The following is an 18,141-nucleotide window of genomic DNA, read 5'->3' as shown; positions in this document are numbered from 1 at the left end:
GCTGCCGGGGAGCGGGACGCTCGGCCCGAGCAGGGCGGGCCGACGCCGGAGAGAATGCCGGATGGAGCAGGAGCGGGAGCGGGAGCCGGACGCGTAAGCCGGGCGGGACGGTGACGCAGCCGTCGACGGGCGCGGGGCAGGCGCGGACGAGCGGAAACGAGCGGGGCAGGCGCGGACGAGCGGAAACGAGCGGGGCGAGCGCGGATGAGCGGGGCGGGCGCGCCGGTCACGAGCCGATGCGCGCCCGGGCCCGCGGCGCCCGACACCCCCACGCCGAGCGCCGCGTGCCCCGGACGCCCGAGGCCCTGGAATGTCACCAGCGACCCCGCCTCTCTAACGTCCAGGCCCCGCGTCATGGTTTCCTCTCGGCGAAAAGAACTTGGATTCTCCGGCGGAGGCCGGTGAACGAGTCACGGTCCACGTCCCTACCTCCAGAGTTCGTCGAGGTCGGCGAGGAAGTGCCAGCCGAGGTAGACGGACAATAGCCAGGCCGCCACCCCGATCGCGAGGAGCCAGGCCGGGTAGCGGTAGCCGCCGAGCAGGTCGCGGCGGCGGCCCGCCGCCCACAGCAGCACGGCGAGGCCGAACGGCAGGATCAGCCCGTTGAGCGCGCCCGCGAGGACGAGCAGCTTGGCCGGGGTCGTCCCGATCGCGAGGTAGATCGCGGCGGACACCAGGATGAACGCGACGACGAGGCGGTTGCGGTTCCGCTCGATCCAGGGCGAGAACGAGACGAGGAACGACACCGAGGTGTAGGACGCGCCGATCACCGAGGTGATCGCGGCCGACCACATGATCAGGCCGAAGACCCGCAGCCCGGCCTCGCCCGCCGCGTGCTCGAACGCCGAGGGCGCGGGGTTGGCCTTGGCCAGCGTCACGCCACCCGCGACGACGCCGAGGACGGCGAGGAACAGCAGGACGCGCATCAGCGCGGTGATGAGGATGCCCGAGACCGCGCTGCGGTTGATCTCGCGGATGTTCTCCGGCCCGCTCAGCCCCGACTCGATCATGCGGTGCGCGCCGGCGTAGGTGATGTAGCCGCCGACCGTCCCGCCGATGAGCGTCGTGATCACCAGGAAGTCGACCTCGCCCGGCGCGACGCTCTCGCGGAGCGCGTCGCCGAGCGGCGGGGCGGACACGATCGCCACGTACAGCGTCATGAGGATCATCACGGCGCCGAGCACGACCACGATCCGGTCCATCGCGACCCCGGCCCGCCTGATCAGGAAGACCCCGATCGCGACCAGCGCGGACAGCGCGCCGCCGATCTTGACGTCCAGCCCCAGGAGCGCGTTCAGGCCGAGCGCCGTGCCCGCGACGTTGCCGATGTTGAACACCAGGCCGCCGAACACGTCGAGGGCGGCCAGCCCGTACCCGGCGCCGGGCAGGACGCTGTTGCCGAGGTCCTGCGCGCGCCGTCCGGAGACGCCGACGACGCGCCACACGTTCAGCTGGATCGCGATGTCCACCAGCACCGACACGAGGATCGCGAAGGCGAAGGCGGCGCCGAGATCGGCGGTGAACACGGTGGTCTGGGTGATGAACCCGGGGCCGATGGCACTGGTGGCCATCAGGAACATCGCGCCGACGAGCGCGCCGCGGCGCGAGGCGGTGGGCGGGGACGGGGTCGTGTCCAGCGTGGTCCGGTCCGTCATGGCTGCCCCTCTGAGGAGTCGGCTTTACAGCAGAGTAAGGATTGTTCAACAATCCATCAATCCCCTTGTTGATGATTTTTCCGTGCGACGGCGCTACGCTGGCGTCGCACATGCTCGGTGCACGGGGCGGCGGGCCGGCGCGGCCGGCGCGTCCCGTGCCGTCCAGGGAGAGGCGGGCCGATGCCGGTGCCGGCACAGGAGTCGTGGCTCGACGCCATCGCGGCGTCGCGGCACGATCTGGACCGTTCGAGCACCGCCGCCCGGGTCGCCGACCTGCTCCGCGAGCAGATCACCCGCGGACGGCTCGTCCCCGGGGAGCGGCTCCCCGAGGAGGACCTGTGCCGCGCCGTGCGGGTCTCGCGCAACACCATGCGGGAGGCGTTCCGGCTGCTCGTCCAGGAACGGCTGCTCGTCCACGAGTTCAACCGCGGCGTGTTCGTCCGCCGGGTCACCGCCGACGGCCTCGCCGACCTCTACCGGGTCAGGCGGATCCTGGAGTGCGAGGGCGTGCGGTGCGCGGCGTCCGCGCCCGCCGGGGCGCTCGCCCGGGTCGAGGCCGCGGTCGCCGACGGCGAGCGCGCCGCCGCCGCCGGGGACTGGGCGGGCGTCGGCACGGCCGACATCCGCTTCCACCAGGCGCTCGCCGCGCTCGTGGGCAGCCCCCGGGTGGACGAGATGACCCGCCACCTGCTGGCCGAGATGCGCCTCGTCTTCCACGAGATGGGCTCGCCGCGCGAGTTCCACGAGCCGTACCTTGCCCGCAACCGGCGGATCTGCGACCTGCTGGCGGCCGGTGCCGCCGAGGACGCCGAGCGCGCGCTCCGCTCCTACCTCGACGACGCCGAGGCCCAGCTGACCGCCGCCTACGACACCGGCGCCTGAGCCGGCCCTGCCCCAGGGCCGGCCCCCGGCCCCTCAGGGGCGTAGTTCATGACGTGGTCGTGGAGCATGCGCGGCGCCTCGGGATCGCGGCGGCGGAACGCCTCGATCAGCTCGGCGTGCTCGGCCGACTTGGAGTAGATCTCCGTGTGGTGCAGGCGCAGGGACAGGGTCGTCCACAGCTCGATGCCGAGCCCCTCCCACACCGACACGAGCAGCCGGTTCCCGGCCGCCTCCACGATCGCGCGGTGGAAGGCGATGCTCAGCCGCATCTGCTCGTGCAGGTCGCCCTCCCGCGCCGCCTCGCCCAGCCGGCGGTTGTGCTCCTCCAGCGCGTCCAGGCATCCGGCCGCGCGCGGCAGGGCCAGCTCCGCGGCCGTCCGCTCCAGCCCGGCGCGGACGGGGAAGATCTCGGCAAGGTCCCGCTCGGTGAACTCGCGGACGCGGGCGCCGCGGTTGGGCAGCGTCTCGATCAGCCGCTGCGCCTCCAGCTGGCGCAGCGCCTCCCGGACCGGGCCCTGGCTGACGCCCAGCTCGGCGGCGATCCGGCGCTCGACGACGCGCTCGCCGGGCTCCCACCGTCCGGAGCTGATGCCCTCCACGATGAACTCGCGGATCTGGTCGGCGAGTCCGGTGCGCAGCAGCGGGGCGGGGATGGGCGCGTTCACGGAACCACATGTTAGACGCACCGTTGGTAAGCGGCTCTCAGGTGAGCGGCTCTGGTGAGCGGCTCTCGGGTGAGCGCACTTCGGCGGCGCTCTTCGACAGCGCTCTTCGGTATGCGGGTCTTGACGGGTAGAATATGATCGATCATTGATCAATGATGATCGGTGAGTGTCGTGGCGATCCTACGGCGCTCCCCCGGCACAGAGGAAGGTCGCCGATGGCTGAGAGCACCCGGTCCGCCGCCCCGGCTCGCACCCGGAGAGCGCGGAGCGCGAAGGCGGCCCCGAAAGCGGCGGCCCCGAAGACGGCGGCGGGCGGCTCGGCGCCCGCGGCGGCCGACCCCGGGACGCTGGTCGGCTACTACCGGCAGATGCTGCTGATCCGCCGGTTCGAGGAGCGCGCGGCGCGCGCCTACACCGAGGCCAAGATCGGCGGCTACTGCCACCTCAACCTGGGCGAGGAGGCGACGGTCGTCGGCCTGCTGGCGGCCCTGCGGCCCACCGACTACCTGTTCACCAACTACCGCGAGCACGGGTACGCCCTCGCCAAGGGCATCGGCGCCGACCGGGTCATGGCGGAGCTGTACGGGCGCTCCACCGGCGTCTCCAAGGGCTGGGGCGGGTCGATGCACCTGTTCGACTCCGAGGCCCGGCTGCTCGGCGGCTACGGCATCGTCGGCGGGCAGGTCCCGCTGGCGACCGGGGCCGCGCTCGCCGTCTCCTACAAGGGCGGCGACGAGGTCGTGATGTGCCACATGGGCGACGGGACGGCCGCGATCGGCGCGTTCCATGAGTCGCTCAACATCGCCGGCCTCTGGGACCTGCCGGTCGTCTTCGTCGTCGTCAACAACGGCCTCGGCATGGGCACCACGGTCGAGCACTCCTCCGCCGAGCCCGAGCTGTACCGGCGCGGCGCCGCGTACCGGATGGAGAGCGCCCGGGTCGACGGAACCGACGTCGTCGCCGTCCGGGACGCCGCGCAGGCCGCCGTCGAGCGCGCGCGGGCGCAGAGCAAGCCGTACCTGCTGGAGACCACCAGCCCCCGGCTCAAGGGCCACTCGGTCGTCGACCCGGCCCGCTACCGGTCCAAGGAGGAGAAGGACGCCCTCAAGGCCGCCGACCCCCTCGCCCGGATGGCGCTGGAGCTACAGGAGGCCGGGATCCTCTCCCACGACGACCGCGACCGGCTGGACGCCGAGGTCACCGCCGAGGTCGACGCCGCCGCCGCGTTCGCCGACGCCAGCCCCGCGCCCGAGGTGTCCACCCTCTTCGACTACACCTACGCCACCCCCGTCCCGGGCGAGTCGCACCGCCTGCCCGCCGACCCCGTCTTCCGTTCCTGAGGAGCCGACCATGGCAACCGCCACCTACCGCCAGGCCCTCAGGGACACGCTCCGCGCCGAGATGCTCCGCGACGAGAACGTCTTCCTCATGGGCGAGGAGATCGGGCTCTTCGAGGGCTCCTACAAGATCACCGAGGGGCTGCTGAAGGAGTTCGGGCCGCGCCGCGTCCGCGACACCCCGATCGCCGAGGAGGGCTTCGTCGGCGCCGCGATCGGCGCGGCGATGCTCGGCCTGCGGCCGGTCGTGGAGATCATGACGATCAACTTCTCGCTGCTGGCGCTGGACCAGATCGTCAACCACGCCGCGAAGATCTACGGGATGTTCGGCGGCCAGGCCAGCGTCCCGCTGGTGATCCGCACCCCGGGCGGCGGCGGCCAGCAGCTCGGCGCCACGCACTCGCAGAACGTCGAGCTGTTCTACTCGTTCATTCCGGGCCTGAAGGTCGTCGCGCCGAGCACGCCCGCCGAGGCGTCGGCGATGCTGAAGGCCGCGATCCGCGACGACGACCCGGTGCTGTTCCTGGAGAACCTCGCCCTCTACAACACCAAGGGCGAGCTGCCCGGCGAGATCGGCGACATCGCGCCCGCCGAGATCGGCCGCGCCGCCGTCACCCGTCCCGGCACCGACATCACGATCATCGGCTACTCGCGGATGGCCCGCGTCGCCGCCGAGGTCGCCGAGACCCTCGCCGCCCAGGGCGTCTCCGCCGAGGTCGTGGACCTGCGAAGCCTGCGCCCGCTCGACCGGGCGACGATCGTCGAGTCCGTCCGCCGGACGGGCTGCGCCGTCGTCGCCGAGGACGACTGGCTCACCTACGGCATCGGCGCCGAGATCGCCGCGACCATCCAGGAGGGCGCCTTCGACTGGCTCGACGCCCCCGTCCGCCGCGTCGCGATGGCCGAGGTGCCCCTGCCCTACGCCAAGTCCCTGGAGACCGCGGCGCTGCCGTCCGCCGCCTCCCTGCTCACCGCCGTCCGCGACACGCTCCGCGCGACCGGCCGCCCCGCCCTGGAGACCGCCCGATGACCGAGATCCTCATGCCCCGGCTCTCCGACACGATGGAGGAGGGCGTCATCAGCTCCTGGCAGAAGCGGCCGGGAGACGAGGTCGCGGTCGGCGACGTCATCGTCGACATCGAGACCGACAAGGCGGTCATGGAGTACGAGGCGTACGAGGCCGGCGTGCTCGACAAGATCCTGGTCGCGGAGGGCGAGTCGGCGTCCATCGGCGCCCCGATCGCCGTGCTCGTCCCCGCCGGTGGCGCGGACGCCGCGCCCCCGGCGGCCCCGGAAGCCACCGCCCCGGCGGTCGCGTCCGTCCCTGAGCCGGAGGCGGCCGTGGCGGAGGCGCGGCCCGCCGTCGTCCCGGCGCCGGCCGCGTCCGAGGCGGGCGGTGCGGGCCGGTCCCGTCCGCGGTCGTCGCCGCTGGCACGGCGCCTCGCCCGCGACCACGGCATCGACCTGGCCACGCTGAACGGCTCCGGCCCGGGCGGGCGCATCGTCCGCGCCGACATAGAGGCCGCCATCCGCGCCATCCCCGCGGCTCCGGCGACGCCGACCGCACCCCCCGCGCCCGCCGCTGCCGCACCCTCCACACCCGCCGCTGCCGCGCCCGCCGCGGCTCAGCGGGCGGCGGACCCGGACGTCGAGGCGGTCCCGCTCAACCGCTTCCGGAAGGTGGCGGCGCGCAGGCTCACCGAGAGCAAGCGGAACGCGCCGCACTTCTACCTCAACCGGGAGGTCGACGCCGATGCCCTGCTGGCGTTCCGCGCCACGCTGAACGAGGCGCTCGCCCCGGCCAAGGTCAGCGTGAACGACCTGGTCGTGAAGGCCGTGGCGACCGCGCTGCGCGAGCACCCGGCCGTGAACGTCTCCTACACCGAGGAGGAGCTGCTCTTCCACAAGCGCGTCCACGTCGGCGTGGCGGTGGCGGTCGAGGACGGCCTGGTCGTCCCCGTCGTCCGCGACGCCGACCGCAAGAGCGTGTCGCGGATCGGGCAGGAGACCCGCGAGCTGGCGGGACGGGCGCGCGACGGCAGGCTGTCCGCGCAGGACATGAGCGGCGGCACGTTCAGCGTCAGCAACCTCGGCATGTTCGGCGTCGACTCGTTCTCCGCGGTGATCAACCCGCCGGAGGCCGCGATCCTCGCCGTGGGCGCCGTCCGGGACGAGCCGGTGGTGCGCGACGGGCAGGTCGTCCCCGGCAAGCGCATGGCCGTGACGCTGTCGGTGGACCACCGCGCCTGCGACGGCGCCACCGCCGCCAGGTTCCTCGCCCGCCTGGCTGAACTCCTCCAGAACCCCGTCCTGATCGTCGCCTGATCCCCGGCGCGGGCCCACCCGCGACGGGGCGGGTACGGACGGCGGGGGCGGTTGCGTTCAGCGGTGACCTCAGGCGGTCAGGGACCGATCACGGGGACCGCGCCGCCCGAAGAACCGTCGGGCACGGCAAGGAAACCGGTCAAACCCGGCGCCGCGGCAGTCCTGCCCAGCGCCACGGAACGGCGCCGCCGCGGCGGTCCCGGGGACCGGCCGAGGTTGCACGATGCGAGGACTCCTTCCGAATCACGCGAGGACGGGCCGGGCAGCGACGGGACGGGCAACAGCAGGCCAGGCGAGGACGGGCCGGACGACGGCGGGCCGGGTGGGCGCGCAGCTGCGGGCCGGCGCCGCCGTCGCGGCCGGGGGCACGCTGCTCGTCGGCGGGTTCGCCGGGCTGGTGCCGGGGCGGGGCGGCGCGTCCAGCCACCGCGAGGCGCCGCTGATCTCCGGGCAGCCGCAGTACGACAACACGGACGTGTACGCATTCGTCAGTCCCGACAAGCCCGACACGACGACGCTGATCGCGAACTTCCTGCCGTTCCAGGAACCCGCGGGCGGCCCCAACTTCTACAAGTTCGCCAGGGACGCCCGGTACGACATCAACGTCGACAACGACGGGGACGCGCTGCCGGACCTCACCTACCGGTTCCAGTTCCGCGACCGGCTCAAGGACGGGAACACCTTCCTGTACAACACCGGGCCGGTCACGAGCCTGGACGACCCCGACCTCAACTTCACCCAGACGTACGACCTGACGCTGATCCAGCGGGTCAAGGGCAGGGTGCACCAGGCGGTCAAGCTCGCCGAGCACGTGCCGGTGGCGCCGTCCAACGTGGGCAAGGCGTCCATGCCGGGCTACGCCGCCCTGCGCGCCCAGGCCGTCAAGCCGCTGCCGTACGGGCTGAAGACGTTCGCCGGGCAGGCCGACGACTCGTTCTTCCTCGACCTGCGGGTGTTCGACCTGCTGTACGGGGCGGACCTGAAGGAGGTCGGCAACGACACGCTGCGCGGGTACAACGTCAACACGATCGCGCTCCAGGTCCCGTCCCGGTTCCTGACACGGAACCGCGATCCGGTGGTCGCGGTGAACTCGACCGTCCAGCGGCGCAACGCCGGGGGCGGCTACACCCAGGTGTCGCGCCTCGGGTCGCCGCTGGTGAACGAGGTGGTCATCCCGCTGGCGCAGAAGGACGCGTTCAACGCCTCGTCCCCGGCGCACGACGCGCGGTTCGCGGGCTTCGTCGCCGACCCGGAGCTGCCGAAGCTGATCGAGAAGATCTACAAGATCCCGGCGCCGCCCGGGCCGCGGGGCGACCTGGCGCAGGTGTTCCTGACCGGCGTGCCGGGGCTGACCCAGCCCGCGCACGTGCGCCCCGCGGAGATGCTGCGGCTCAACACCGCCGTCAAGCCCGCCGCCGAGCCGAACCGGCTCGGGGTGCTCGGCGGCGACAAGGCGGGCTTCCCGAACGGGCGGCGGCTCGACGACGACGTCATCGACATCTCCCTCCAGGCCGTCGAGGGCGAGCTGATCGGCGCCAAGAACGATCTGGGCGACGCGGTCGACGCCAACGACGCCCGGTTCGAGAAATCCTTCCCGTACGTCGCGCAGCCCCATTCGGGGTCGGACGCGCGCGGCACCGCCGGGGCGAAGGGCGGCGCGGCGAAGCTCAAGGCCGCCAAGAAGAAGAACGGCAAGGCCGTGACCTTCCTGAACGCGGGCGCCGCGTCCGACGACGCCTCCGGCGACGGCGGCGGTTCCGGGACGCTCGGCATGCTGCCGGTCGCCGCGCTGACCGGCGGGGCGGTGTTCGTGCTGACGGGCGGTCTGATGTGGTGGCGCCGCAAGGACCGATCCAGGGCCCGCCCGGGTGCGTAGATCCGAGAGGACACCCAGCGAGGGGAGCGCGGCATGCCGCCACAGGCGAGACGGCCGGGGCAGCACACGGCGGCCGGGCAGGACGCGGACGCCCTGCTGCGCGGTACGGCACGCGGTGACGAGCGCGCGTTCGAGCTGCTGTACGACCTGGCGTCGGCGCCGGTGCACGGCCTCGTCCGGCGGGTCGTGCGGGACCCGGCGCTCGCGGAGGAGGTGACGCAGGAGGTGATGATCGAGGTGTGGCGGACGGCGGCGCGCTACGATCCGGCGCGCGGCGCCGCGCTGGCGTGGATCATGACGATGGCGCACCGCCGGGCCGTGGACCGGGTGCGCCACGAGGCCGCGGCGGGCGAGAGCGAGGCGCGGGCGGCGCGCCGGGAGCCCGCCGCCCCGCTCGACCCGGTCACCGAGCGGGTCGAGCGGCGGCTGGAGCACGAGCGGGTGCGCCGCTGCCTGCGGAACCTGACGCCCCTCCAGCGCGAGACGCTCACCCTCGCCTACTACGGCGGGCACTCCTACCGCGAGGTCGCCGTCCTGGTCGGGGCGCCGCCGAACACGGTCCGGACGCGGATACGGGACGGGATCGTCCGGCTGCGCGACTGTCTGGGGGCCGGGCGATGAGGGCCGACGTGCACGCGCTCGCGGGAGCCTACGCGCTGGACGCGGTCGACGACGCCGGGGAGCGGCGGCTCTTCGAGGCGCACCTCGCCCGATGCGAAGCCTGCGCGGCGGAGCTCCGCGAGTTCGCGGCGACGGCGGCCTGGCTGGGCATGGCGGTCGCCGAGCGCCCGCCGTCCGGCCTGCGGGGCCGGGTGCTCGCGCGGATCCCCCACGTCCGGCAACTGCCCCCGGCCCGCGCCACGGGACGGGACCCCGGAACCGAGCCGGACCGCAAGGCGGAGCGCAGGGCGGACCGCAAGGCGAAGCGCAGGGCGGACCGCAAGGCGGAGCGCGGGCGGGCACGCGGGGCCGGACGTGTGAGCGGCGGCCTGCGGATCAGCCCGCGACGAACCCGGCGATGGCGGTGGGCGGGGGTGCTCGTCGCCGCGTGCCTGGCGGTGGCGGCGTCCGCCGGAGTCGTGGTCCGCGAGCGGGAGCGGGCGCAGCGGGCCGAGGCCGCCTATGGCGACGTGGCGTCCGTCCTGTCCGCGCCCGATGCGCGGTCGGCGTCCGGCCGCGCCACGGGCGGCGGGACGGTCACGGTCGTGGCGTCGGCGGCGCGCGGGCGGGCGGTCGTCGCGGCGTGGGGACTGCGGGGCCTGCCGTCCTCGCGCGTGTATCAGGTCTGGCTGATCGGCCCGGACGGCCCGCGCTCAGCGGGCCTGCTCCCCGGGCGGAGCGGACCGCTCCCCACCGGCCCTTGGCGGGACTCGGATCGGGTCGGGCTCACCGTCGAACCCGCGGGCGGCTCGGCGCGGCCGACCTCGGCGCCGATCGTCCTGCTCACCGCGCGGTGAGCCGTGACGGCCCGGCTCAGCGGGATCCGCCGCGTACGGCGCCCCGCTCACTCCCGAGGCGCCGCGGCCGACGCCTCCTCAGGGGTCACGGGGCGGATGAGTGTCGTGTAGGTGTAGGCGACGTCAGGGCGGACCTGATACTCGGGACGGACGGGGTTGGGCGTATCCCCCACCCCCGTGACCGCGTGGTCGATGTGGAGGGTGGTCCAGCCCGGGTTGCGGACGCGGGCGAACGGGTAAAGGGCGCGGTCCAGGTCGTCGTACGGCGTGACGCCCGCCTCGATGTCGCCGCCCACGAGCAGGCCCGACCGGCCGTCGGTCAGCATGGTCCAGCGGACGTCGTCGTGGTTGCCGTGGTCCTGCGGCCGGTAGTACGGGACGTACTGCCCGCCCACCGTGGACGACCAGACGCCCATCCGGGTGCCGTCCTTGCGGTCGGCGTAGTTCTCCACCGGGCCGCGCCCGTACCAGGCGAACCTGGTGAAACGGTCGGGCGCCTTGAGCGTGTAGCCGACGCGCGCCAGGTAGGGCAGGGCCCTGACCTGGCCTTGCGGGACGACGTGGTGGGTCAGCTCGATCTGGCCCGAGCCATCGATGACGTAGGTGGACCTCTGGTCGAACCAGGCGCCGGGACGGTCCGGGGCGGCGGTCTTCGCGGTGATCGCGACCGTGACCTTGGCGCCCGGGGTGACGGTGACCGCGCCGGGCGTCGTGACCAGGCGGTCCAGGCCGGCGCCGCGCCAGTCCTCGCCCTCGGCGCGGCCCCAGGTGTAGGTCTCGTTGCTGATCGGCGGGCGCCACACGTCCAGTTCGGGGCCCGTGCGCAGGAGCTCGGCGCCCCGGGCCCGCATGGACGTCAGCGTGCCCTTGCCCTTGTCGAAGACGTAGCGGAAGCCCTTGCCGGTGACGACGACCTGCTCCCCGTTCTGGGTCGCGGCAGGCTCACCAGTCGCTGGTTTGCGCAGGCCGGGAACGGCCGTGCCTCCGGCGGGGAACTGGCCGAAGCCGACCACGTGGCCTGCCGGGGCGTACCAGGTGCGGGCCTTCAGGACGGCCTCCACCGTCAGCCAGCGTTCGGCCTTGCCCGGGTTGGCGGGCGGTGCCGGGATCGGGGGGCTGACCGTCCCGCCCGGGCGCAACCTCAGCGGCGAACGGCCAGAGGAGAGGGTGCGGCGGCCCTCGGTGTAGCGCCAGCGCAGTTCGAGGTCGGACGTCCCCGCGAAGACCCGCTCGTTGAAGACCGAGACGGCGCCATTCGAGCGCGTGCCGCCGGAGCGGATCGCGTCGGTGCGGGTGACGCGGATCGGGGACTGCGCCCACGACAGCTGGGCCGTCTCCGGCTGGACGTAGCGGTCCGAGCCGACCAGGCCGTCCACCCCTGAGAGGCTCTGCCCGTTGGACAGGAACGTGCCCCGGGTGCCGAAGCGGTCGAAGTCGAGGGCGAGGATCGCGTTCTTCGCCGGGTCGGCGCCCGCACCCAGCTCGGTCGGGGTGAGCGCGCGGCCGTAGACGCGGACGTCGTCGATGGTGCCGTGCGCCATCCGGCCCTTGTAGTTGTCCTGCATCGTGTCGGAGTTGCGCGCGACGTTGACGTCCGAGGACGACCGGTCAATGGCGCCGGTGAACGGGACGGAGGCGGCCTCGCGTCCGTCCACGTACAGGCGCAGTGCGGTGCCGTCGTAGGTGCCGGTGACGCGGTGCCAGGTGTCGTACCAGTTCGCCGGGACGGGCGCGCGGACCGTCCGCCAGGTGCCGCTGTGGACGAAGAACTCCAGCGTGTTCTCGTTCGCCATTTTCAGCGCGTACGAGCGGTCGCCCTTGCCGACGATAGTGAAGTCCCCCGTCCACGGGCGGACGGGCCTCACCCAGGAGTCGAGCGTGACGGCCCTGCCGGTGAGGTCGAAGCGCCGGTCACGGTAGACCTCCACGAAGTCGTCCAGGCCGGAGAAGTAGAGGGCCTTGCCGCGGTGGCCGTCCACCGTCTTGGGCAGGCCCTGGAGCCAGCTCAGGATCTCGTTGCCGGACGTGTCGGGGGTGGTGATGACGGGCTGCCGCTGGTTGGCCTCTGCCCAGTCCCAGATGAACCCGCCCTGCGTCTGCGGGTGCCGCCGGATCACCTCCCAGAACTCGCGGAAGTTCCCGAGGCTGTTGCCCATCGCGTGGGCGTACTCGCCGAGGACGATCGGTTTGGCGGTCGCGGCGGCCTGTGCCTCCAGCTTGGCGGGCGTGGGATAGCGCGGGCCCCAGACGTGCGCGTACGGCGCGTCCCCGTCGGGGCTGTTGGGCTGGTGGTAGAGCGGGCGGGATGGGTCGGTCCGCTTCGCCCAATCGGCCATGGTGTAGTGCGCGGCGCCCAGACCCGCCTCGTTCCCGGTGTCCCACATGAGCACGCTCGGGTGGTTCTTGTCGCGGGCCATCATCGCCTGGAAGCGTTCCAGGAACGCCTTCTGCCATTCGGGACGGTCGGCCAGGCAGTCCTTCGCGCCGGTCGGCCGGCAGTCCTGCCAGTTGTGGGTCTCGATGTCGACCTCGTCGTCGACCCACAGGCCGCGCCGGTCGGCCAGGTCGTACAGGTACGGGTCGGACGGGTAGTGCGCGGTGCGGACGGCGTTGACGTTGAGCCGCTTCATCAGCGCGACGTCGGCCTCCATCCGGGCCCTGGTCTGATGCCGTCCCGTCCTGGCGTCGGTCTCCGGGCGGTTGACGCCCTTGACCAGGATGCGGCGGCCGTTGACGAGGAGCCGCCGGTCCCTGATCTCGATCGTCCGGAAGCCGAGCGTCTCGGCGGTGGTGTGGACGGTGCGGCCCCGCTCGTCGGCCAGCTCCAGCAGGAGCGTGTAGAGGTTCGGGGTCTCGTCCGACCATTTCGCGGGGTTCCGCACCCGCGCGGCCAGGTGGACGGGTGTGCTCTCGCCGTTCACGGTCGCCTTGCCGGTGAAGCGCTGGACGGTGCGGCCCGCCGGGTCGACGAGCGTGGCGCGGACGGTGTGGTCGCCGCGCGGCCCCTGTTTACTCGCCAGGGTCAGGTCCACGCCGAGCGCCGCGTCCCGGTAGGCGGCGTCCAGGCCGGTGGTGATGGACGCGTCGCGCACATAGGTCTTCGGGGTCGAGTACGCCCAGACGGTGCGGAAGATGCCGCTGAACCGCCACTGGTCGTAGTCCTCCAGGTAGGAGCCCGAGCTCCAGCGGTGCACCTGGACGGCGACCGTGTTGGCGCCCGCGTGCACGAGGCCGGTCAGGTCGAACTCGGCCGGGGTGTAGCCGCCCTGGTCGTAACCCGCGTAGCGCCCGTTCACCCAGAGGAGGTACGCGCTGGTCACGCCCTCGAAGCGCAGGAACGTCCGGCGGCCGTCCCAGGCGTCGGGCAGGTCCAGCGTCTTCACGTACGCGCCGGTCGGGTTGATGTCGCGGGGCGTCCTCGGCGGATCGTCCGGGACGACCTCGGTCGGGATGTTGCGGAACACCGGATGGTCGAGCCGGTCGCTCTGCCACGTGTGCGGGACCTTCACCTCCCGCCAGCCCGACGTGTCGTACCCGGGGCGGTAGAAGCCTTCGGGCACCTCGGCGGGACGGTCCGCGAGCGCGAACCGCCAGGCGCCGTCCAGGGACCGCGTCCAGCGCGCGGTGTCGCGTCCGAGCGCCTCGCGGGCGTCGCCGTAGGGGCGGAGCAGCGCGTGCGGCGGCTCCTGCCCCTCGCCCGTCATCTCCGGATCGTCCAGGTAGGAGTACACATCGGACGGCGGCGCGAGAGCGGCGGGACCGGCGGCGAGGCCGGCGAGCGGCGTGGTGGTGGACTGCGCCAGCAGCCCGATCAGCGCGAGCGGGAGGACCAGTAACCGGTGCACGACCTGATCATGCCCGCTTCCCCGGCGGGCTACCGGCCCCTGGCCGGTTACCGGTCCCCGGCGGGTTACCGGTCCCCGGCGGAGCGGTCGACGCGGAACAGGTCCTCGTCGATCCGGTCCAGGGCGAGGCGGACGGCGCCCAGCCCCACCGACTCGTCCCCCAGCTCGGACGCCTCGATGCGGACGGGGCTCAGGCACAGCGGCCGCACCTGCCGCCGCAGCTCGGCGACCAGCAGGTCCCCGGCCCGGATCAGCGGGCCGCCCACGACGATCATCTCGGGGTCCAGCGCGAGGGCCATGGCGGCGATGCCGCGGGCCATGCGCGCCGCGAGCCGCTCCACGACCGTCCTGGCCTCGGCGCCGCCCCAGCCGGCGGCGTCCAGGAGGCGCTCCGCGTCGTCCAGCGCGGGGCCCGCCTCGGCGATGCCCGCGAGGACCGCGCCCGCCGCCTCCGGGCCGACCTCCGTCCCGGTGATGAGGGCGGCGGTGGTGTCGCGAAGGCCCAGCTCGGGCAGCATGCCGATCTCCCCGGCGGCGCCCCAGCGGCCCCGGTGCAGGCGGCCGCCGATGAGCGCGCCCATGCCGGTGTGCAGGCCCGCGTGGACGCACACGACGTCGTCGGCCTCGCGGGCCGCGCCGCGCCACCGCTCGGCCAGCGCGGCGAGGTTGGCGTCGTTCTCGACGAGGACCGGGCAGGAGAACGAGCGGCCGAGCTCGCGGGCGAGGTTGACGCCCTCCCAGCCCGGGACGACCGTGCAGAACGCGACGGTGCCGTCCGGCGCGATCACGCCGGGCGTCCCGGCGGCCACGGCCCAGAGCGACGGACGGTCGACGCGCGCGTCGGCCAGGCAGGTCTTGACCGCGGCGCGCACCGCCGCGAGCCTCTCGGCGGGCGAGCCGTCCACCGCAAGGTCGGCGCGGTGGCCGCCGGCCGCCTCGCCCGCGAGGTCGGTGAGCAGCAGCCGCACCCGGTGCGCGTCGATCTCGATGCCGAGCGCGTACCCGGCCTCGGCGCGGAACCGGTAGCGGCGGGCGGGCCGGCCGAGCCCGGCGCCGGGACGGGGCGGGGCCTCGGCGACCAGGCCGCGCTCGGTCAGCTCGCCGAGGACGCCCTCGGTGGTCGGCCGGGACAGCCCGACCTGCCGCGCCAGCTCGGTCAGGGTCGACTCGCCGCCGTCGCGCAGCGCCCGCAGCGTCGCGGCCGAGTTGAGGCGGCGGAGGACCGACGGGTCGCCCCCGTGCAGGGAGTGTTCGGACACGGCACCTCTTGACAGCGATCGGCGGACGGACGACATTATTGCCAATCTACTTATGAAAGGAAATTTCGTAATGCCGGGCGGCAGCCCGGTTACAGCATATATGCCCAGGTCAGGAGGGGTCAGTCGATGGAGAACACGGGACCCACGATCGCGGTGGCCGGAGCGGGCCTGCGCGGGTCCGGCTACGCCAGGCGGGTCCGGGCCGCGGGCCGCGGCCGGATCGTCGCGGTCGCCGAGCCCGATCCGGCGCGGCGGGCGCGGTTCGCCGCCGAGCACGGGATCCCGCCGGAGCGGACGTTCCCCGGCTGGCGCGAGATGGCCGCCGCCGGCCGGCCCGCCGACGGGGTGGTCATCACGACGCAGGACGCCGAGCACGCCGAACCCGCGATCGCGTTCGCCGGGCTCGGCTGCCACATCCTGCTGGAGAAGCCGATGGCGACCTCCGAGGCGGACGCGCTGCGCGTCGTCGAGGCCGTCGAGCGCGCCGGGGTCGTGCTCGCCGTCTGCCACGTCCTGCGCTACACCCCGTACACGCGGACGATCCGGGAGCTGATCGGGGCCGGGCGGATCGGCACCCCGATCAGCGTTCAGCACCTGGAGCCCGTCGGCTGGTGGCACCACGCCCACTCCTACGTGCGCGGCAACTGGCGGCGCGAGGACGGGTCCGGGCCGATGCTGATGACCAAGTCGTGCCACGACATCGACTGGCTCGTGCACGTGATGGGCGAGGTCCCGGCGCGGGTCGGCTCGTTCGGGCGGCTGTCGCACTTCCGTCCCGAGAACCGCCCCGCCGGCGCCGCCGGACGCTGCGCCGACTGCCCGGTGGAGCCGTCCTGCCCGTACTCGGCCACCCGCCTCTACCTGTCGTGCCTCGGCGACTCGGAGCGCGAGGTGTGGCCGCTCGGCGCGGTCACCGACGACCGCACCGAGGACGGCGTCCTGCGGGCCCTGCGCGAGGGCCCGTACGGCCGCTGCGTCTACGCCTGCGACAACGACGTCGTGGACCACCAGGTGGTGAACATGGAGTTCCCGTCCGGCGCGACCGGCGTGTTCACCATGACCGCGTTCTCGGCCGCCGCGCAGCGCCAGACCCGGATCTTCGGGACGGCCGGGTGCGTCGAGGGCGACGGCGTCCGGATCTCGGTGCGCGACTTCGTCACCGGGGAGCTGGAGACGTTCGAGCCCGGCGGCTCCCTGGACGGCGGCTCCCCCGGCGGCGGTTCCCCGGACGGCGGGGCGCCCCTGGACGGCCGCCACGACCACGCCGACGACGCGCTGATCGACGCGTTCACGGAGGCGCTGGCCACCGGCGACCCGTCCCAGCTCAGCTCCGGCGCCCGCGAGAGCCTCGCCTCGCACCGCGTCGTCTGGGCCGCCGAACGCGCCCGGTCGCGGGGCGCCGTCGTCGAGCTCACCCCGGCGGCCGCGCCCGCCGGCACCCCCGCAGTCCCCGCAGACCCCGCGAAAGGCACGGTGCTTCCATGACGATCAGACCCCGGTGGGGCGGCGCCGCGGTGGCGCTCGCCCTGTCCCTCGGGCTCGCCGCCTGCGGCTCGGACGACGACTCCGGCGGCTCGAAGGCGCCCGCCGCCAACGACGCGCGCGGCCCTATCACGGTCGCCACCGGCAAGGACCTCACCCAGACGGTCCAGAAGCTGGTCGCCAAGTGGAACGGCGCGCACCCGAAGGAGAAGGCGCGGCTCGTCGAGCTGCCCGAGGACGGCGACCAGGCGCGCCAGCAGCTCGTCCAGAACATGCAGATCAAGTCGGACGCCTACGACGTCGTGCGGCTCGACGCGGTCTGGACGGCCGAGTTCGCCGCGCGCCGCTGGATCGTGCCGCTTCCGCAGAACCTGGCGGACACCCGCTCGTTCGTCCAGGCGGCCCTCCAGACCGGGCTGTACCGGGGCAAGCTCTACGCGGAGCCGTGGCTGACCGGCACCGGCGTCCTGTACTACCGCGAGGACCTGCTGGCCAAGGCGGGCATCAAGGAACCGCCGAAGACGTGGGCCGAGATGCGCGACGCCTGCGCCAAGGTGAAGCGGCTCCCCGAAGGCAGGCGCACCGACTGCTACGCGGGCCAGTACAGCAAGTACGAGGGGCTCACCGTCAACTACTCCGAGGCCGTCCAGTCGGCGGGCGGGCAGGTCTTCGACCCGGCGGGCAAGCCGCAGGTGAACAGCCCGCAGGCCAAGGCCGGGCTGCAGTTCCTCGTGGACGCGTTCAAGCAGGGCACGATCCCGGCCAAGGGCATCACGCTCAAGGAGGAGGAGAGCCGCCGCGCGTTCCAGGAGGGCACGCTGGTCTTCCACCGCAACTGGGCGTACGTGTACGCGCTGGCGTCCGCCGGGGACGGCTCGTCCAAGGTGAACGGGAAGTTCGGCGTCGCGCCGATCCCCGGCAAGGACGGCCCCGGCTCCGGGACGCTCGGCGGCAACAACCTCGCCGTCTCCTCGTTCTCCAAGCACCAGGCGTCCGCGCGGGACTTCGTCGCCTACATCGTCAGCCCGCCCGTCCAGAACGAGTACGGGCGGGCGCAGTCGTTCCCGCTGTCGCTGGCGGCGCTCTACGACGACCCCGAGATGATCAAGAAGTACCCGTACCTGCCGGCGCTGAAGAAGGGCATGGACACCGCCAAGCCGCGCCCGGTCGTCGTCCGCTACAACGAGGTCAGCGCCGCCGTCCAGGAGCAGGTCACCGCCGCCGTCACCGGGAAGAAGCCCGTCGACCAGGCGGCGGAGGACCTCCAGAAGACCCTGGCCGCGCTCGCCGACTGAGCCCTGAGGACCGGGGGCCGGGCGATTCCCTGATCGGACATCCGCCGCTCACCCCGCCGCCAC

13 protein-coding genes are annotated in these 18,141 nt (G+C 73.6%); 9 read left to right on the top strand and 4 right to left on the bottom strand.

The window, feature by feature from the left end; genetic code table 11:
• Window positions 1-425: 425 nt before the first annotated feature.
• On the bottom strand, window positions 426-1,655 hold the full coding sequence (locus E1298_RS28945; RefSeq protein ID WP_131898771.1) for an NRAMP family divalent metal transporter: 1,230 nt from the start codon (window positions 1,653-1,655) through the stop codon (window positions 426-428).
• Window positions 1,656-1,835: 180 nt separating this feature from the next.
• Between E1298_RS28945 and E1298_RS28940 the strand changes: the two genes are divergently transcribed.
• A complete protein-coding gene (locus tag E1298_RS28940; RefSeq protein WP_131898770.1) occupies window positions 1,836-2,537 on the top strand; it encodes a GntR family transcriptional regulator in 702 nt (233 codons plus the stop codon).
• Here E1298_RS28940 and E1298_RS28935 read toward each other — a convergent pair.
• Window positions 2,519-3,202 (bottom strand): GntR family transcriptional regulator, encoded by a 684-nt coding sequence (locus E1298_RS28935; protein ID WP_243725878.1) that lies wholly within the window; start codon window positions 3,200-3,202, stop codon window positions 2,519-2,521. The genes E1298_RS28940 and E1298_RS28935 overlap by 19 nt on opposite strands.
• A gap of 215 nt (window positions 3,203-3,417) precedes the next feature.
• Here E1298_RS28935 and pdhA point away from each other — a divergent pair, with 215 nt between their 5' ends.
• The 6 genes from pdhA (at window position 3,418) to E1298_RS28905 (ending at window position 10,197) form a co-directional block, all read left to right on the top strand.
• Window positions 3,418-4,542, top strand: a complete 1,125-nt coding sequence (gene pdhA / locus E1298_RS28930; RefSeq protein ID WP_131898769.1) for a pyruvate dehydrogenase (acetyl-transferring) E1 component subunit alpha — start codon at window positions 3,418-3,420, stop codon at window positions 4,540-4,542.
• 10 nt (window positions 4,543-4,552) lie between these two features.
• Complete coding sequence (locus tag E1298_RS28925) at window positions 4,553-5,569, top strand: alpha-ketoacid dehydrogenase subunit beta (RefSeq protein WP_131898768.1); 1,017 nt, start codon at window positions 4,553-4,555, stop codon at window positions 5,567-5,569.
• The gene (locus E1298_RS28920; protein ID WP_131898767.1) at window positions 5,566-6,864 is read left to right on the top strand and encodes a dihydrolipoamide acetyltransferase family protein; all 1,299 of its coding nucleotides are present in this window, start codon (window positions 5,566-5,568) and stop codon (window positions 6,862-6,864) included. Before E1298_RS28925 ends, E1298_RS28920 begins: the two co-directional genes overlap by 4 nt.
• A gap of 322 nt (window positions 6,865-7,186) precedes the next feature.
• The gene (locus E1298_RS28915) at window positions 7,187-8,740 is read left to right on the top strand and encodes a DUF4331 domain-containing protein (protein WP_243725877.1); all 1,554 of its coding nucleotides are present in this window, start codon (window positions 7,187-7,189) and stop codon (window positions 8,738-8,740) included.
• Window positions 8,741-8,773: 33 nt separating this feature from the next.
• Window positions 8,774-9,361, top strand: a complete 588-nt coding sequence (gene sigK / locus E1298_RS28910; protein ID WP_131898763.1) for an ECF RNA polymerase sigma factor SigK — start codon at window positions 8,774-8,776, stop codon at window positions 9,359-9,361.
• Entirely contained in the window at window positions 9,358-10,197 is an 840-nt protein-coding gene (locus tag E1298_RS28905) for an anti-sigma factor (protein WP_131898761.1), read from the top strand. Before sigK ends, E1298_RS28905 begins: the two co-directional genes overlap by 4 nt.
• A 47-nt stretch (window positions 10,198-10,244) precedes the next feature.
• On the opposite strand, the gene E1298_RS28900 is transcribed toward E1298_RS28905, so the two are convergent.
• Together E1298_RS28900 and E1298_RS28895 are read right to left on the bottom strand one after the other, a co-directional pair.
• On the bottom strand, window positions 10,245-14,042 hold the full coding sequence (locus tag E1298_RS28900; protein WP_207944894.1) for a glycoside hydrolase family 2 TIM barrel-domain containing protein: 3,798 nt from the start codon (window positions 14,040-14,042) through the stop codon (window positions 10,245-10,247).
• 65 nt (window positions 14,043-14,107) lie between these two features.
• Window positions 14,108-15,301: an ROK family transcriptional regulator gene (locus E1298_RS28895; protein WP_243725876.1), complete on the bottom strand. Its 1,194-nt coding sequence runs from the start codon at window positions 15,299-15,301 to the stop codon at window positions 14,108-14,110.
• A gap of 126 nt (window positions 15,302-15,427) precedes the next feature.
• On the opposite strand from E1298_RS28895, the gene E1298_RS28890 reads away from it, so the two are divergent.
• Together E1298_RS28890 and E1298_RS28885 are read left to right on the top strand one after the other, a co-directional pair.
• Complete coding sequence (locus E1298_RS28890; RefSeq protein ID WP_131898757.1) at window positions 15,428-16,786, top strand: Gfo/Idh/MocA family protein; 1,359 nt, start codon at window positions 15,428-15,430, stop codon at window positions 16,784-16,786.
• Complete coding sequence (locus E1298_RS28885; RefSeq protein WP_131898755.1) at window positions 16,783-18,078, top strand: ABC transporter substrate-binding protein; 1,296 nt, start codon at window positions 16,783-16,785, stop codon at window positions 18,076-18,078. The genes E1298_RS28890 and E1298_RS28885 overlap by 4 nt, the downstream gene beginning before the upstream one ends.
• Window positions 18,079-18,141: the final 63 nt, after the last annotated feature.

Source organism: Actinomadura rubrisoli (genome assembly GCF_004349215.1).
GTDB classification, from domain to species: Bacteria; Actinomycetota; Actinomycetes; order Streptosporangiales; family Streptosporangiaceae; genus Spirillospora; species Spirillospora rubrisoli.
This window is presented reverse-complemented; position numbering and strand designations above follow the sequence as displayed.

Excerpts from the sequence above, each read along its gene's own strand:
- E1298_RS28945 (WP_131898771.1), bottom strand. The coding sequence starts at position 1,655 with ATGACGGACCGGACCACGCTGGACACGACCCCGTCCCCGCCCACCGCC.
- E1298_RS28940 (WP_131898770.1), top strand. The coding sequence starts at position 1,836 with ATGCCGGTGCCGGCACAGGAGTCGTGGCTCGACGCCATCGCGGCGTCG.
- pdhA (WP_131898769.1), top strand. The coding sequence starts at position 3,418 with ATGGCTGAGAGCACCCGGTCCGCCGCCCCGGCTCGCACCCGGAGAGCG.
- E1298_RS28925 (WP_131898768.1), top strand. The coding sequence starts at position 4,553 with ATGGCAACCGCCACCTACCGCCAGGCCCTCAGGGACACGCTCCGCGCC.
- E1298_RS28920 (WP_131898767.1), top strand. The coding sequence starts at position 5,566 with ATGACCGAGATCCTCATGCCCCGGCTCTCCGACACGATGGAGGAGGGC.
- sigK (WP_131898763.1), top strand. The coding sequence starts at position 8,774 with ATGCCGCCACAGGCGAGACGGCCGGGGCAGCACACGGCGGCCGGGCAG.
- E1298_RS28905 (WP_131898761.1), top strand. The coding sequence starts at position 9,358 with ATGAGGGCCGACGTGCACGCGCTCGCGGGAGCCTACGCGCTGGACGCG.
- E1298_RS28890 (WP_131898757.1), top strand. The coding sequence starts at position 15,428 with ATGGAGAACACGGGACCCACGATCGCGGTGGCCGGAGCGGGCCTGCGC.
- E1298_RS28885 (WP_131898755.1), top strand. The coding sequence starts at position 16,783 with ATGACGATCAGACCCCGGTGGGGCGGCGCCGCGGTGGCGCTCGCCCTG.